The organism is Rhodococcus sp. IEGM 1305 (assembly GCF_030058635.1).
Classification (GTDB): Bacteria; Actinomycetota; Actinomycetes; order Mycobacteriales; family Mycobacteriaceae; genus Rhodococcus_F; species Rhodococcus_F opacus_D.
Map to the genome: position 1 here is coordinate 347,625 of NZ_JASHKX010000002.1, position 15,885 is coordinate 363,509.

Consider the following 15,885-nt stretch of genomic DNA (forward strand, 5'->3'; position numbering starts at 1 on the left):
GCGGTCGCGTCGGCCAGTTACGCGTTGGTGGAGGAACCTGCTCGCCGCGCCGTCAAGCGCTGGGAGGCGCGTGCCAGGAGCACGGACCGTCCGAGCGGCAGCACCGCCAGCCCGGTGGCGACGAGCGCCAGCAGCAGCGGGAACTGAACGAGGAACGAGTGCCCCACGTACCCGCCGGGTGCGCGCCACGGGCCGGTGGAGAGCATCGCCATGCCGAGCATCGTCGACGCTCCGGCGACCCCCACCAGCACGCGCGCGGTGGTGGCGGTTCCGCGTAGGCGGACGAGGGTGACGGCCAGTAGCGTCACCACGACCGTCGTCGCCGCGCCGACGGGACCACCGATCACGGTGGCGGCAGCGAGGATTCCCAGCCACCCGACCGTCGCGCTGCCCCAGGTCCGCGGTGCCGGGCCGGGATCGCGCTCGCGTGCGCGGCGCGGCCACAGTGCGGCGGCGATCAGCGGAATCAGCAGGAGTAGACCGCCGAAGATCCCCAGGCGGTACCAGTGGTCGGTGGGGAAGTCGAGGGTCACCGTCCCCTCGGTTCCCGCGGGCAGGATCCACCCCTGCTGCCAGCCGTCCACGACGATCGGTGTCAGTTCGCTGCCGTCCGGTGCGGTGGCCACCCAGCCGACGTTGGTGCTCTCGGGGACGACGACGACGCGCTCGGCGTCCGAGCGGGGCACCGTGAGTTCCCGGTGGTTCTCCGTCCATGCGGTGGTCGACACCTGCTCGGTCGGAATGGCCTTGGCCTGCGGTCCGGCGTCGAGGCGGAGACTGTCGACGAAGAACGCCGACCCCGGGTCGACGGTCACGTCCTGGGATCCGGCTCCCAGCGGGACGGGGCCGGGGGTGTCACAGAGGGTTGCGGGAACCGGGTCACCGGAGAGCACTTGCCCGACGGTTGCCGTGACGCTCGTGCGCACCGGCTGCCCGCCGATCGTCACGACCGGCCCCTCCTCGCAGGGCACCGTCACCGGGCGGGCGCCGGCGTCGTCGGCCGGACCCGAACCGGGCAGCAGGACGCCGTCCTCGCCCAGCACCCCGACCTCGGCGAGGCCCGCCGGCTGCAGCTGGGCGAAACCCAGCGCGTTCTGATCGAGGGTGCTCTTCCAGGACACGAGGCTGAGCACTATCCGGTCGGTCACCCGGGGTTCGACCGTCACGGTCCCGTCGTCCTCGTCCTCGTCGACGTCGCGCACCTGCGGTCCGTTCCCGAGGTCGACGGCGACCCGGTCGGGGGCGGCGGGCACGGCGCCCGCGCTGGGCGTCAGTTGCAGGCCGGTGACCAGCGTGGGTTGGGGAAGGTCGATCGTGAGGGTCGGTTTCGCGCCCTTGCCGCTGGTGGTGTCCTGCTTCGCCGACCAGCTGGTACGCGGATCGTTGTCGGTGGCGGCGAACGCCGACCCACGAAGGTCGGTGATGTTGCTGGTCCCATGGGCGGACGGCGAATCCCGTTGAGTGAGAATCTCTTCCAGTGGTGCGCCATGCCGTGCCCGCAGCACGAGCTGCGGCGTGACCGCGGTGGGTTCGGGCACCGACAACGTTCTCTCGAACGTGCCGACCTCCTCGGGCGGCAGGACGAAGGCGTTACTGCACCGCACGCGGTCCGGGGACTCGGCGCACGAGTTGCGGCCGGGGAGTTCCTGGCTGAGATCCCAACCCGAGACGGACGCACCCTGAGGAGTGGAAGGCAACACGGTCCGGTACCGGATCGGCACGGTTACCGGGGCGTCACGCTGGGAGAAGTCCTCGACCGACACCTCGCTGATGCCGAACTGCGTTCCCGCGGAACCGTTCTCGGTTCGGGTCGCGGTGATCCGCACCCACGGGGTGACACCGCCGGGAACGGACACGGCGATCGGTTTGCCCGGGGCATCCACCTTCACGGCCGTGCTGCCGTTGGGGGTCGACACCTCCATCCAGCGGACGGGGGCGCCGATCGCCGCCGGGCTGGTCGTGATGTGCAGCAGAGAACTCGTGGGTGGGGTGTCGAAGTCGATCTGGAGCCACTGGCCCAGCGCCCGCTCGATGCCGTTGCTGAACCAGCCCGTCGCCGGGTCACCGTCGACGGTCGCGGCGGCGCTGCTGGCCGGGGAGGTGCCGCCGAGTTGCGTGGCGTCGGACGCCGCACTCGACACGCTCAGCGTCGCGCCCTCCCACTGCCCCTCCACCAGCGGGGTGTCCGCCACCGGATAGTCGGGGACGAGATTGAACGTGCGGCGGGCGTCGTCCGCGGTGCGCAGTGCCGAACTGTGATTGTCGACCTGGCCGTAATCGGTTTCCCGGTTCCGGGGCGTGTCCGTGACGGTGACGTCGTCGACCGGTAGTCCGGCGCGCGTCGCGTCCGCGGCCAGCAGTACCGGTCCGGCTCCGGGCAGGGCGCCGTTCTCCCGCAGGCGTTGCAGCGATTCGGGCCCGCCCTGCACCCGGGGGATGCCGTCGAGGTTCGCGGTGTACGGCCCGCTCGTCGTCGGCGAACCGTCCGGCATCGACACCTCGAAGATCTCGATCGCCGGGTACCGGGGACGCAGGTCGCTGTCGATCACCAGGCCTTCGACATCGCCGGGACCGATGTCCTCGCCGAATTCCGCGACCTGCGTGAATCCGGGCGAGCCGGTAACGGCCTGGTGCGCGAGCAGTGGGCGCGTCGACCGCGACGTCTCGGGGTCGAGGTCGTTGCGGAGGACGAGGTAATGGATGCCCTGGCCGAGCAGGGTCTGCGCCATGCCATCCGACGGGCGGCCGTCCGTGATCAGCCGCTGGATCGAGTCCATGGCCCGGATGGTGCCGGGCGGGGTGAGAGGGACGGCGTCGCGGGACGCCCACGGCGTGGACGCCAGCGCCTGCATCGGCTCGTCGCGGGTGAGACCCCAGAGCTGGCTGCCGAACGGTGCGCCCGGCACCACGAGCGCACGCTCCGCGTCGGAACCGTCGGGGCTCGTGCCCCCGGCGTTGTCCTCCAGCCACGAGGCGGCCTGCTGCCAGTAGTCGGGGACCTCGGAATACGTGCCCCGCGGTGCGAGCTTGCCCGTCCACGCCAGCGACGTCGCCAGGGTGAGGGCGACCAGCACCAGGCTCGTCACCGCGACCATCGGTTCGCGCTCGGGGTGCGCGAACGCGCTGCGCCACCGCGCGACCGGCACGGACCCGGGCAGCGGCACCTTCGCCAGCAGGTGCGCCAGCCCGAGCACGAGGGGCAGTCGGACGAGCGGCTCGAGTTTGTGGACGTTCCGGAGGGGTGCCCCGGTGGAGTCGAGGAACAGTCGCACCTGCTCGGCGAACGGGGAGCCCAGTTCGCCGATGTACCCGGCCGCGAGTCCGGCGACACCGACGAACAGGATCAGAGTGAGGCGACCGCGGGCCGGCATCGACCGCATACACAGTCCGGCGAGCCCGGCGGCGGCGATCAGCCCGGTCGCCGCGACCGCGGCGGGCTGGGTGACGAGGACCGCGCCTGCGATGCGCTCAGGGGAGACGAACGGCGTCCAGCTGTCGGTGCCGCGGAGGATCTCGGCGAGGGACGTCCACTGCGTGGTCACCCCGGACGACTCGATGTAGTCGAGGAACGGCGGGCTCACCTTGCCGAGCAGCAGCAGCGGCACGATCCACCACAGCGTGGCCAGCGCCAGGAATGGGAACCACCAGGCGGTGAACACCCACCACCGACGGTTCGGCCGGTGCGCGATCCACCACAGACCTGCGACGAGACACGCGGCGACGGTCGCGACGGCGTTCACCGCACCCATCAACGCGACGGCGAGCGCCGACTGGGCCGCCAGCCGTGCAGGTGAGTGCCACCGTGTGTCCCGGGACGCATTGTCACTCACATGGGCGAGGGCGACGACAACGGGCAGAAGGACCCACGGCGCCAGCATCATCGGGAGGGTTTCCGACGAGATCGAACCGAGGGTGGTGAGGACACGGGGGGAGAACGCGAACGCGACACCGGCGATGATCCGGGACGAACGGCTGCCGACGCCGAGCGCCTCGGCGAGACGGACGATGCCCCAGAATCCGGCGACGAGCAGCAGGGCCCACCAGATCCGCTGGGTGATCCACGGCGGGACGCTCAGGATGTCGCCGAGCGCGAAGAACGCGCCGTGCGGAAAGAAGTAACCGTAGGCCTGGTTCTGCACCTGACCCATGGGGGCCTGGCTGCTCCACTGATGCGCGGCCCGTTCCAGGAATCCGATCGGATTCTGGGACAGGTCGTACTTGGTGTCAGCGGCGAGCCGGCCGGGGGTTTGGAGAAATGCGAGAAGAAACGCTACGACAGAGGCGCCGAACAGCCACCGCCGTGACAGAGGCTCCGCCGAGGGCGCCATGGACGACATGGCCGCCGACTCGGGGGAAGTGCGGGAACTTGTTGAGCCGGCGCTCTCAGCGGCTGCCGTACTCAACCTGGTTCAGGAGCGAGGAATCCGCGTTGCCGCTGCGGTCGATCTCGGGACGCGTGTTGTCCTGTGCGGCTGCGGTGATGCCGAGCGTCGCCACGGTGCCGAGAGCGACACCGACCACGGCGCTGACCACACCGGGCACAAGGAACTTCCCCATCAGACATCTCCCACCGTCGTGCCATCGACGCACACGGCTACTCCCGCGTACGAATTGCTCGGGTCAAGGTATCACCCACGGGCCGCCGAACTGCTGATTGGTGCTCGTGGGCCACCGTTTCTGCAGTTCACAGGCTCTGCTGCACTCCGAGCGCCCGGAGCAGCGTGCGCAGTTTGGTGGTCGTCTCGTCGAGTTCGGACTCCGGGTCGGACTCGGCGACGATGCCCCCGCCCGCCGTCGCCCGTGCCTCGAGTCCGTCCGCGGCGATCTCGGCGCAGCGGATGGCCACCACCCAGTCGCCGTCGCCGTCGCCGTCGCACCACCCGACGGCGCCGCCGTAGAACCGCCGATCCTCCTCGGCGTCCCGGATGGTCGCGAGGGCGAGGTCGGTGGGGGTGCCGCACACCGCGGGGGTCGGGTGCAACCGGGTGGCCAGGCTCAAAGCGCTGGTCGACGCGTCGCGCAGCACGCCTTCGATGGGGGTCGCGAGATGCCACACCTCGTGCGTGCTCGTCAGAACCGGGGAGTCCGGGACGGTCAACTCGGTGCAAAGCGGCGCCAGGACCTCCCTGATCCAGGCAGTGACGAACGCGTGCTCGGCCAGGTTCTTCGTGGACTCTAGGAGGCCGCGACCTTCCTTCTCGTCGGCCTCCGGATCGGCGCGCCGCGGGGCTGTTCCGGCGAGGGGACGGCAGGTGACGCGTCGCCCGCGCCGACTGAGCAGCACCTCGGGGCTGGCGCCGACGAGGCTGCGTCCGCGGAAGCCCTCGCCGGCCGCGGAGAGGTCGACGGCGAACCCGTTCGCGGTGGGATTCTGGTGAATCATTCTCGCGGCCAACGCTTCTGCGGAGATAGGGGTGTCCGAACGGAGAGTGACGCTGCGTGCGGCCACCACCTTGCCGAGGATGCCCTCGCGCAGGCGGTCGACGAGGGACCGCACCCGCACCACGTGCTCGGCGGGGTCGGGGATTTGTCGCGTGAGGCGTACGGGCGGGAGGTCGGGAACGGTGCCGGGCCGCCACGGACCGTCCGTGAACTCCCACGATTCCGGGGCGGTCAGCGCGGCAGGACGCTGGGGATCGAACGGCAGCGCTCCGACGATCAACTCGGTATCACCGTTCGCGAGGGCCGCGACAGCGGCTGCCGCGGTGTCGTACCCGTGCCGCGCACCGGACGTACGCAACGTCCGGTCGGCGCGGGAGAGAAGGAAGCCGTCCATGGTCACCCGACAGTAGTCGGGCGTCCGGACTACTTCCCGGGAGGCACGATCAGCACCGGGCGGTGACTGTGGCGCAACACGTGGTCGGCGACGCTGCTCTGCAGCAACGACCGCAGGCCGGTGGTGCCCCGGGTGCCGGTGACGATGATGTCGACCGCGAGTTCGTCGGACGTCTCGACGATGGCCGTCCAGATCGTGCTGGTGCACTCGATGCAGCGACCCTCGGTGGCGAGTCCGGCGGCCTCGGCGAGTTGGACACCCTCTTCGTTGGTGACCTTCGCGTCGGAGAACGCGACGTCCTCGGTCTCCTCGTCGGGCACCCACTCGGGTTGCATCACACCGGACAGACCTGACATGCGGGCGGCCTGACGGACCATCGGCTCCCACACCGTCACCAGCACAGCGCGATTGGAGGCGAGGAAACGACCTGCGCACTCCACCGCACGCTTGGCGTTGTCGGATCCGTCGTAGGCGATCAACATCAAACCACCGGGCACTACGACCTCCTGAGTACGGGCTTCCTCTGTGTCCAGATTACCAAGACGGGCGGCAGCGGTCGTCGATTCGGCGCCTGCCGCGGGGGTGCCGACGGCGAACTGGGCTACCGTCGAACCCATGCGGATCAAGTATGCACTCGCGCTCGCTGCCTGTACCGGCCTCGTCGCCGGATGTTCGTCGGGTGGTGGCGGGACGGTCGCGGAGTCGTCCTCGACGGCACCGTCGCCGTCCTCCGTCGAGCCGGCGTCGCACACCGGCACCGCAGCGCCCGCCGCCGCGCCGGCGTCGTGCGAGACGGAGTTCCTGCAATCTTTGCCGTTGCGGCGCAAGCTCGCTCAGCTGCTGAACGTCGGAGTGACCGGGACGGCGGATGCGGCTCAGGTGGTCCGTGACGAGCAGATCGGCGGCATCTTCGTCGGAAGCTGGACCGACGAGGCCATGCTCGCGAACCGTGAGATTCCCCAGGTGGCGTCGGCTTCGTCGCTGCCCCTGATGGTGACGATCGACGAGGAGGGTGGGCGCGTGTCGCGCGTCGAGAACCTGCTCGGAGCCGATCCGTCCGCCCGGCAGACCGCAGCCACGATGACGGAGGAACAGACGTACCAGATGGCGCTCGAGCGCGGTCGCGGACTGAAGGACCTCGGTGTCACCGTGAACTTCGCCCCCGACGTGGACGTGAGCAGCCAGCCGGACGACAGCGTGATCGGCGACCGCTCCTACTCCGACGATCCCGCCGTGGTCACCCGCTACGCCGACGCGTATGCGCGCGGAATGCGGGACGCGGGAATCCTGCCCGTCATCAAGCACTTCCCCGGACACGGATCGGCGTCCGGCGACTCACACACCGGGGCCGTCACCACCCCGCCGCTCGAGCAGTTGCAGACGAAGGACCTCGTCCCGTTCCGGAACCTGGTGTCCACGGGTGTCGGCGTCATGCTCGGCCACCTCGAGGTGCCGGGTCTGACCGCACCCGGGATTCCCGCCAGCATCAGTCCCGACGCCGTGGCGCTGCTGCGCGGCGGCGCCGGATACGGGGCGCCGCCGTTCGCCGGCCCGATCTTTACCGACGACCTCAGCGGCATGCAGGCGATCACCGACCGCTACGACATCACCGTCGCCGTCGAGACCGCGCTGGAATCCGGTGTCGATGTCGCCCTGTGGCTCACCACCGACGACGTCCCGCGGGTGCTCGATCACCTCGAAAGCGTTGTGGCCTCGGGCAAGCTGCCGCAGCAGCGTGTCGACGAGGCGGTCCTGACCGTCGCGCGCGCCAAGGGCGTCATCGCCTGCTAGTGCGGAGTCCGCGACCGGGTGCTGGTATTCTTCTCGTCCGCCGGTCGGGCCCACTTTATTACCGTAGAGTAAGATAGCGGGTTCGACGATGATGGAGGACGAATGGCCGGCGGCACCAAGCGACTGCCGCGCGCAGTGCGCGAGCAGCAGATGCTCGACGCTGCTGTCGACGTCTTCTCCGACAGAGGTTTTCACGAAACGTCCATGGACGCGATCGCGGCCAAGGCGGAAATCTCGAAGCCGATGCTGTACCTCTACTACGGTTCCAAGGACGAACTGTTCGCGGCGTGCATCCAACGCGAGGGCCTGCGCTTCGTCGAGGCGCTCGCTCCGGCGGGCGATCCGGGGCTGAGTCCGCGCGAACAGCTGCGCCGGGCCCTCGAAGGGTTTCTCGGATTCGTGGGCAAGCACCGCAAGTCGTGGATGGTGCTGTATCGCCAGGCGATGGGGCAGCAGGCGTTCGTGGGGTCGGTGCAGTCGAGCCGCGACCGGCTGATCGAGCTGACCGCGCACCTGCTCGAGTCCAGCACCAAGGATCCCCAGCCTGGACAGGATTTCGAACTGATCGCCATCGCCCTCGTCGGTGCGGGTGAGGCCGTGGCCGACCGCGTCGCCGGCGGCGAGATCGAGGTCGACGCCGCCGCCGATCTGCTGGAATCCCTGGCGTGGCGCGGCCTCGCGGGCAAGAAGAAGCCGGAGTGAACGGGACGTTCGTTCGATCAGATCGAACGAACGTCCCGTTCGTCCCCGTCAGCGCAGTGTCGCGGTGAGGTGCGGGTACCCCTTCTTCGGGTGCTTGATCGACAGATCCCAGCCGTCGCCGGTCTGATCGGCGTACACGTTCAGCGTGGACGGCAGCAGGATCGGCTTGCCGAAGCGCACGCTGTACGTGACGGCGTCCGGGATCCGGCCCTCCACCGACCCGAGGACGGCGGCCGCACTCCACATGCCGTGCGCGATGGTCTTCGGAAACCCGAAAGCCTTGGCGCCCAACGTCGACACGTGAATCGGGTTCCGGTCACCGGACACCGCGGCGTACCTGCCGATCGTCTTCTGATCAACCCGCAGCGTCCGCAGCGGGCGCGGCGGCTCCTCCTCGGCCTTCGGCTCGGGGCCGGGCTGACCGGACAGCGACGTCTTCTGCTGACGCAGGAACGTCGACGTCTGCTTCCACACCAGTTCGCGTCCGACCCGGATCTCGCTGATCACGTCGATCAGGAGTCCCTTGCGGTGCTCACGCAGATTCTCCGCGTGCACCGACACGTCCAGGGGCTCGATCACCGAGATGGGACGGAACTGTTCGATGACGTTCTCCGCGTGCACCGAACCGATGGCGGGGAAGGGGAAACCGTCGGACACCATCAGCTTCATCACGACCGGAAACACCAGCGTGAACGGGTACGTCAGCGGCAGGTGGTCGCCGAACCGCAGCCCCGTCACCCGGTCGTACGCCGCCAGGTTGTCGGGGTCGACGCGCACCCCGTTCAAGACCAGCGTCGTGTCCGGGGCACTGTGCCCGCTCGCGCCGATGACCGGCAGCGCGCTGCGCACGGCCCGGGTGTAGATGTCGAGCGTGCCCGGCTTCTCCGTGAGTTGCACGACCTTGCCGGACATCACGCCCCCAGCAGGCTCTGGCCGCAGACACGGACGATCTGTCCGGTGACGGCGTTGGACGCGGGGCTCGCGAAGTAGGCCACGGTCTCGGCGACGTCGACGGTCTCGCCGCCCTGCAGCAGGGAGCTCATCCGACGTCCGGCCTCGCGGGTGGCGAAGGGGATCGCCGCGGTCATCGCCGTCTCGATGAAGCCCGGTGCGACGGCGTTGATCGTGATCTTCTTCGCCGCGAGCACCGGCGCGGAGGCCTGCACGAGTCCGATGACACCGGCCTTGGAGGTGCCGTAGTTGGTCTGGCCCCGGTTGCCCGCGATACCGGCGATGGAGGAGACGTCGATGACGCGGCCACCTTCCTTCAGTGCACCCTTGGCGACGAGGGCATCGGTGATGCGCTGCGGTGCAAGGAGGTTGACGCCGATCACCATGTTCCAGCGGCCTTCGTCCATGTTGGCGAGGGTCTTGTCGCGGGTGATGCCGGCGTTGTGGACGATGATGTCCGCGCCGCCGTGCCGTTCGAGGACGAACTCGGCGAGCTTGTCGGCCGCGTCGTCCGCGGTCACGTCCAGCGCGAGGGACGTGCCACCGACCTTGTTGGCGGTTTCCGACAGCGCCTCACCGGCGGCCGGAATGTCGGCGCAGATGACGTGCGCGCCGTCGCGGGAGAGGACCTCGGCGATGGTCGCGCCGATGCCGCGGGCCGCACCGGTGACGATGGCGACCTTCCCGTCGAGCGGCTTGTCCCAGTCGGCGGGTGCGACGGAATCCTCGGCGCCGACCCGGATGACCTGGCCGCTGACGAACGCGGACTTGGCCGACAGCAGGAACCGCAGCGTGGATTCGAGACCCGACAGTCCTGCGGAGGCCTTCGGCGAGACGTAGACGAGCTGAGCCGTGGCGCCGCGCTTGACCTCCTTGCCGACGCTGCGGGTGAAGCCCTCGAGCGCGCGCTGGGCGATGTGCTCGTCGACGCCGGACGTCTCCTCGGGGGTGGTGCCGATGACGACGACGCGCGCGGACGGCGCGAGGTTGCGGACGACCGGCTGGAAGAACTCGAACAACTGCTCGAGTTCGGTGACCGAACCGATGCCTGTGGCGTCGAACACCAATGCGCCGTACGTGTCGTCACCCGATCCCGCGGCGGGGTAGTCGGACAGCAGTTCGCGCAACGGCTCGACGAGACGGCCCTTGCCGCCGATCAGGACCGGGCCGGCGAGCGGCGGTTCGCCGTGCTTGTATCGCCGCAGGTTCTCGGGTCGCGGCAGTCCTGCTTTCGCGGCGATGAATGCGCCGGGTGCGGATGAGAGGAACTGGGAATAGAGGTCGGGAGCTCCCTTGCTGGCTGCCACGGTCCTACCTTCTGTCGTCGTTTGGCGGTCAGTCACCGAGCACCGAGTGAAGTGCGGTGTCGACAAGTAACTTACTCCTGAGTAAGAATAGTAGCCAACAGGTAATCGCACCAGATCCTTGGAGACGTCAGTGACCAGCAAAGCTCGCACCAACTCGAACTCCGCAGCGGCGCCGAAGCCAGGCGGAAAGCAGCAGCGTCCCGTCGCGATCGTCGGCGGAAACCGCATTCCGTTCGCCCGCTCCGACCGGAAGTACGCGCAGGCGTCCAACCAGGACATGTTCACCGCCACCCTCGACGGACTGGTGAGCCGCTTCAACCTCCAGGGCGAGAAGCTGGGCCTCGTCGCAGGCGGCGCCGTGCTCAAGCACAGCCGCGACTTCAACCTGATGCGCGAATGCGTCCTCGGCAGCGCCCTCAGCCCGTACACGCCGGCCTTCGACCTGCAGCAGGCATGCGGCACCGGACTGCAGTCGATCGTCGCCGTCGGTGACGCGATCGCGGCCGGCCGCATCGATGCGGGTGTCGGCGGCGGCGTCGACACCACGTCGGACGCGCCGATCGGCGTCAACGACGAACTGCGCGAGTTCCTGCTGTCGCTGAACCGCGCGAAGAGCACCGGCGACCGCATCAAGCTCCTCGGCAACGTCCGCCCGTCCATGCTCGGCATCGAGATCCCCCGCAACGGCGAGCCCCGCACCGGGCTGTCCATGGGCGAGCACGCCGCCATCACGGCCAAGGAATTCGGCGTCCGCCGTGAGGACCAGGACGAACTCGCCGCCGCCAGCCACCAGAACATGGCCGCCGCCTACGACCGCGGATTCTTCGACGACCTGGTGACGCCGTTCCTCGGACTCACCCGCGACGACAACCTGCGGCCCGACTCCAGCGCCGAGAAGCTGGCCAAGCTGAAGCCGGTCTTCGGGGTGAAGGCGGGCGACGCCACGATGACGGCGGGTAACTCCACCCCGCTCACCGACGGCGCGTCCGCAGTCCTGCTGTCCACGGACGAATGGGCCGCCGAGCGCAAGCTTCCGGTGCTCGCACATCTCGTCGACTCCGAGACCGCGGCCGTCGACTACATCCACGGCAAGGACGGGCTCCTGATGGCGCCGACGTACGCCATCCCGCGCCTGCTGGCCCGCAACGGCCTCACCCTGCAGGATTTCGACTACTACGAGATCCACGAGGCGTTCGCGTCCGTCGTGCTGGCGACGCTGCAGGCGTTCGAATCGGACGAGTACTGCAAGGAACGCCTGGGCCTCGACGGCGCACTGGGGTCCATCGACCGCAGCAAGCTCAACGTCAACGGGTCCTCGCTGGCGGCGGGGCACCCGTTCGCCGCGACCGGCGGCCGCATCGTCGCCTCGCTCGCCAAGATGCTGGCGGAGAAGGGCTCGGGCCGCGGCCTGATCTCGATTTGCGCCGCCGGCGGCCAGGGTGTGACGGCAATCATAGAGGCGTGATCCGACTGGCCTTTCCGGTAGCTGGGAGACCGGAAAGGCCAGCGTGCGCGCAGTGCGAGCGGGGATCCGGCAACGAGGGGTGGCCGGATCCCCGAAGTCTTTTCCGACAGGTGTAACGCTGGAGATTAGCTGGCGATATCCCTGTCAGCCCCGTGTTGCTGCCTGACCCCCGACCTGGCAGCAGCGCGGGGCTCTTGCATTTCCGGCGGCCGGTACGCTGACGTGGGGGTCTCGACCGGGCCTCGCTCGGATCGGATCGCGCTTGAAATGCAACGAGCACCGACGGCAAGCTGAGGCCCGCACGAAGGACAACTCGGTGAGAGGGCCACGGTGAACGACGAAGACGGCGACAAGGGGAGCAAGGCACCCGAACGGTCGACGCCGGACCCTTCCGCGACGCCCGAGAGTGTCGAACCCGAGAATGTGGCCGACCCGGCCGCCGAGGTCCCCGCTCCCGACGATGCCCCGGAACCCGAAAACGCTCCGGCTCCCGAGGACGCTCCGGCCGTCGACGATGCCCCGGCTCTCGAGGATCAGGCGGAACAGCCGAGTGCCGACGACGCCCCGACGGCGCAGCTGAACCTCGGTGACCTCGGGGAACGCTCCGAGGAGCAGGCTCCCGACGCGCCGTTGTGGGTGGAGCCCCCGGCCAACGAGGACGTCACGCAGGTGATCCCCGCGATTCCGCCGGGACCCGTCCCCGGGCCCACGGCGGCGTACACCACACCGGCGGACGAGCCGACCGTGGTGGCTCCGGCTGCCGCGGCGCAGGTCCCGCCGCAGCCGGCACCGGAAACTTCCGCGCCCGCCGAGCCGTCAGCGGAACCGACCAAACCTGCCCGTGCTCCCTGGGTGAAGATCGCAGCGGTCACCGGTGGTGTGATCGCCCTGATCGGCATCGCGTACGCCGCGGACCTCGCGGTGTCCTCCGGGAACGTCCCGCGCGGGGTGACGGTGGCAGGCGTCGACGTGGGCGGTTCGTCCCGCGAGGAGGCCGAGGCCATTCTGCAGGCGCAGGTCGGCCCGCGCGCCGATCAGCCGCTGACGGTGACTGCCGGCGACGTGTCGACGCAACTCGTTCCGTCGGCCGCCGGGCTCGGTGTCGACTGGGAGGCCACCCTCGACCGGGCCGATTCGCAGCCGCTCAACCCGTTCACGAGGCTCACGTCGTTCTTCACCACCGACGAGATCGGTGTGGTGTCGACCCGTGACGAGGCCGCGCTGGCCTCCGCCGTCGACGGCCTCCGCAGTGAGACCGATCGCGCGTCCCGTGAGGGGACCGTCGTGTTCGAGGGCCCGACCCCGGTTCCGGTGGACCCGTCGACCGGGCAGAACCTGAACGGCGAGGGCGCCGAGGCGGCGTTGACCGAGGAATGGGCGTTCGGCCGGACCGTGGACCTGCCTGTCGACGTCGTGCCCGTGACGGTGACGAAGGAAGGCGTCCAGCGGGCGCTCGCCGAGGTGGCGGTGCCAGCTGCCTCCGCCGATCTGGTGGTGACCGGTCGTGACGGCAAGGTCGCGACCGCGGCGCGTCAGCAGATCGGTGCCATCGTCGGCTTCGAACCGGACGGCAACGGTGGGCTGAAGCCCACCTACAACACCGAGGCTGCGATCGGCATCCTGGCGCCGCAGCTCGTCTCGACGGAGATCGCACCGAAGGACGCGACGATCACGCTCGACGGCGGATCGCCCGCCGTCGTCCCCGCGGTCGTCGGCGACCTGGTGCAGTGGCCCAAGACGTTGGAGACGTTGCCCGAGTTGTTGCGCGGCAACGGTTCTCACGCCACTGCCGCGGTGTACGGACCTGTCCCGCCCGCCCTCACCACGGAGGCCGCGCAGGCGCTCGGCGTGAAGGAAGTGATCGGCGAGTTCACGACCGGCGGCTTCTCTGCGGCGTCGGGTACCAACATCCGCCTCGCCGCCAGTGAGATCAACGGGGCGCTCATCAAGCCGGGCGACACGTTCTCCCTCAACGGGTACACCGGCCCGCGCGGCACGGCCCAGGGCTATGTGGAGTCGGGCATCATCAATAACGGTCGCCCGGACACCGCGGTCGGCGGCGGTGTGAGCCAGGTGGCGACGACGCTCTACAACGCCGCGTATTTCGCCGGCATGGAGGACGTCGCGCACACCGAGCACTCGTACTACATCTCGCGTTACCCCGAGGCGCGTGAGGCCACCGTCTTCGAAGGCGCCATCGACCTGCAGTTCCGCAACACCGCCAAGACGGGCGTGATGATCCAGGCCATCGGCGGCGCCTCGGATCTGACCATCCGGTTCTGGGGAACCAAGACGGTCGACGTCGAGTCGATCACCGGTAACCGGACCAAGCCGACGGAGCCCGACACGGTCACCCTGCCCGCCGGCGATCACTGCATCGCCTCCAGTGGCGCACCGGGATTCACCGCCAGCGACACCCGGGTGATCTCCGATCACGCGACCGGTCAGGAAATCTCCCGGAACACCAGGACGGTCCGCTACGACCCCGTCCCGATCGTCAAGTGCGAGGAACCCGCCGCCGCACCCAAACCCGACGAGCGCACCCCCGCCGCCTCGCCGGCCCCCTCCGCCCCGGCGGAAAGCCCGAAGCCCACCACCCCGAAGCCGAATCCGAACGACGGCGAGTAGCCGCACCACTTCTCGGTTCGCGCACCGCTTTTCGGGCCCGAAAAGTAGAGCGCGAACCGAGAAAGGGTGCGACTACAGCGACCGCACCGTAAGCCGCTGGGCGGACGGGAGCGGTGCCTGCGTCACCCAGCCTCGTGGCGACCCGGCACGCGCGATCGCGCGGCGGACACGCTCCGCCACCAGCCGCGGTGACCCGAGGTCGTCCCAGATCCACCGCACCACCTGGAATCCGAGGTCGCGCAGCGCGTCCTCGCGTTGCTTCTCGGCGAAGACCGCGTCGCCGGGGGATTGCCCGGGTTTCAGCAGCCGTCCGTACTTGACGCGTCCGTCGAACTCCCCGAGCACGATGCCGTCGAAGTGGAAGTCGACGCGTCCGATTCGGCGCCCGCCGGGTTCGAACACCTCGCCTTGCTGGGACGGGGCGGGCAGCCCGGCACGCGACAACATGACCCGGCTTCGAGATTCACCGACGCTTTCGCTGTGCCCGCTCACGAAGCGGACGACCCTCCGCGCCGCATCGACGCCGTGACGACGCGCAGCGCGGGCGATTTCGGCGTCCAGGTCGTCTCGGCTGATGCCGAACCTCCGGACGGCCGCGTCACCCACCACGACGGCCTGCTCGAACGGCAGAGTTCTCGCGAGGTCGATGAGGGTCCGCACCGGGAGGGTCAGCGAATGCCCGTCCACCACTGCCACACGCTCTCCGATGGGCGCGCAGTGCACCGTGGTCCGCCGCTTGATCCGGCCACCTCCGCGTCGGTTTCTGGTGACGTGCACGCGGTCGAGGGGCGTCTTCCACAACGGCAGCCCGTACACGACGGCCGCGGATTGGTGGCTGAGCACTGCGTCGTCCGACACGGCGTGAATTGTCGAGTCGATGAGGAAGCGATGACGTTCCTCCTCGCCGAGCGCCGAGTACATCGACGCGGAGAGATATGCGCCGCGCCCGATGCGCTGCCATTCGCCGCGTGTGTACAGGCGTCGGATCTCGTCGTCGCTGTAGCCGCGGTCCAACGCCTCCTGGCGTCGCAGCATCGCCCCCGGGTCATGTTCCATGGGAACGATTCTCGCCGGAGCCGCCTGAAGAATCCGGTCCGAAGGACCCGGCTGTGGATGAACTGAGGCTTGTGGACAACTCCCGCACTCTCTCTCGGCTCGCGCACTACCTATGGGAGCCGAAAAGGGGTGCGTCGACCGGGAAAGAGTGCCGGAGTCCACATGGTCGGGACACGAAAAAGCCCGGCGGCCGGGGAGCTACCCCGGCC

Annotated in this window: 11 protein-coding genes; 4 read left to right on the forward strand and 7 right to left on the reverse strand. The window is 69.4% G+C overall.

Annotated elements, in window-relative coordinates; genetic code table 11:
* Positions 1-17: 17 nt before the first annotated feature.
* The 4 genes from QM693_RS37570 to QM693_RS05245 all read right to left on the reverse strand — a co-directional run bounded on the left by QM693_RS37570 (position 18) and on the right by QM693_RS05245 (position 6,273).
* On the reverse strand, positions 18-4,337 hold the full coding sequence (locus tag QM693_RS37570; RefSeq protein ID WP_349307483.1) for an alpha-(1->3)-arabinofuranosyltransferase domain-containing protein: 4,320 nt from the start codon (positions 4,335-4,337) through the stop codon (positions 18-20).
* 46 nt (positions 4,338-4,383) lie between these two features.
* Complete coding sequence (locus tag QM693_RS05235) at positions 4,384-4,557, reverse strand: DUF2613 domain-containing protein (protein ID WP_005258546.1); 174 nt, start codon at positions 4,555-4,557, stop codon at positions 4,384-4,386.
* A gap of 127 nt (positions 4,558-4,684) precedes the next feature.
* Positions 4,685-5,776 carry an isochorismate synthase gene (locus tag QM693_RS05240; RefSeq protein ID WP_283351626.1) on the reverse strand — a complete coding sequence of 364 codons (1,092 nt, stop codon included), beginning with the start codon at positions 5,774-5,776 and terminating at the stop codon, positions 4,685-4,687.
* Positions 5,777-5,805: 29 nt separating this feature from the next.
* The gene (locus QM693_RS05245) at positions 5,806-6,273 is read right to left on the reverse strand and encodes a universal stress protein (protein ID WP_005243718.1); all 468 of its coding nucleotides are present in this window, start codon (positions 6,271-6,273) and stop codon (positions 5,806-5,808) included.
* A 118-nt stretch (positions 6,274-6,391) separates the two neighbouring features.
* Here QM693_RS05245 and QM693_RS05250 point away from each other — a divergent pair, with 118 nt between their 5' ends.
* Positions 6,392-7,567, forward strand: a complete 1,176-nt coding sequence (locus tag QM693_RS05250; RefSeq protein ID WP_283351627.1) for a glycoside hydrolase family 3 N-terminal domain-containing protein — start codon at positions 6,392-6,394, stop codon at positions 7,565-7,567.
* A gap of 102 nt (positions 7,568-7,669) precedes the next feature.
* Entirely contained in the window at positions 7,670-8,269 is a 600-nt protein-coding gene (locus QM693_RS05255; protein ID WP_280780642.1) for a TetR/AcrR family transcriptional regulator, read from the forward strand.
* Positions 8,270-8,317: 48 nt separating this feature from the next.
* Here the strand turns inward: QM693_RS05255 and QM693_RS05260 are convergent, their stop codons facing one another.
* Together QM693_RS05260 and QM693_RS05265 are read right to left on the reverse strand one after the other, a co-directional pair.
* A complete protein-coding gene (locus tag QM693_RS05260; RefSeq protein ID WP_283351628.1) occupies positions 8,318-9,181 on the reverse strand; it encodes a MaoC/PaaZ C-terminal domain-containing protein in 864 nt (287 codons plus the stop codon).
* Positions 9,181-10,527 carry a 3-oxoacyl-ACP reductase gene (locus QM693_RS05265; RefSeq protein WP_283351629.1) on the reverse strand — a complete coding sequence of 449 codons (1,347 nt, stop codon included), beginning with the start codon at positions 10,525-10,527 and terminating at the stop codon, positions 9,181-9,183. Before QM693_RS05265 ends, QM693_RS05260 begins: the two co-directional genes overlap by 1 nt.
* 130 nt (positions 10,528-10,657) lie before the next feature.
* On the opposite strand from QM693_RS05265, the gene QM693_RS05270 reads away from it, so the two are divergent.
* On the forward strand, positions 10,658-11,992 hold the full coding sequence (locus QM693_RS05270) for an acetyl-CoA C-acetyltransferase (protein WP_061700443.1): 1,335 nt from the start codon (positions 10,658-10,660) through the stop codon (positions 11,990-11,992).
* Between the two features lie 330 nt (positions 11,993-12,322).
* Entirely contained in the window at positions 12,323-14,620 is a 2,298-nt protein-coding gene (locus QM693_RS05275; RefSeq protein WP_283351630.1) for a VanW family protein, read from the forward strand.
* A 72-nt stretch (positions 14,621-14,692) separates the two neighbouring features.
* Here the strand turns inward: QM693_RS05275 and QM693_RS05280 are convergent, their stop codons facing one another.
* Positions 14,693-15,676 (reverse strand): hypothetical protein, encoded by a 984-nt coding sequence (locus QM693_RS05280; protein WP_283351631.1) that lies wholly within the window; start codon positions 15,674-15,676, stop codon positions 14,693-14,695.
* Between the last annotated feature and the right edge of the window lie 209 nt (positions 15,677-15,885).

Bases quoted from the DNA above. Each gene is read 5' to 3' on its own strand.
- QM693_RS05250 (WP_283351627.1), top strand. From the start codon at position 6,392: ATGCGGATCAAGTATGCACTCGCGCTCGCTGCCTGTACCGGCCTCGTC.
- QM693_RS05280 (WP_283351631.1), bottom strand. From the start codon at position 15,676: ATGGAACATGACCCGGGGGCGATGCTGCGACGCCAGGAGGCGTTGGAC.
- QM693_RS05260 (WP_283351628.1), bottom strand. From the start codon at position 9,181: ATGTCCGGCAAGGTCGTGCAACTCACGGAGAAGCCGGGCACGCTCGAC.
- QM693_RS05255 (WP_280780642.1), top strand. From the start codon at position 7,670: ATGGCCGGCGGCACCAAGCGACTGCCGCGCGCAGTGCGCGAGCAGCAG.
- QM693_RS05235 (WP_005258546.1), bottom strand. From the start codon at position 4,557: ATGGGGAAGTTCCTTGTGCCCGGTGTGGTCAGCGCCGTGGTCGGTGTC.
- QM693_RS37570 (WP_349307483.1), bottom strand. From the start codon at position 4,337: ATGTCGTCCATGGCGCCCTCGGCGGAGCCTCTGTCACGGCGGTGGCTG.
- QM693_RS05240 (WP_283351626.1), bottom strand. From the start codon at position 5,776: ATGGACGGCTTCCTTCTCTCCCGCGCCGACCGGACGTTGCGTACGTCC.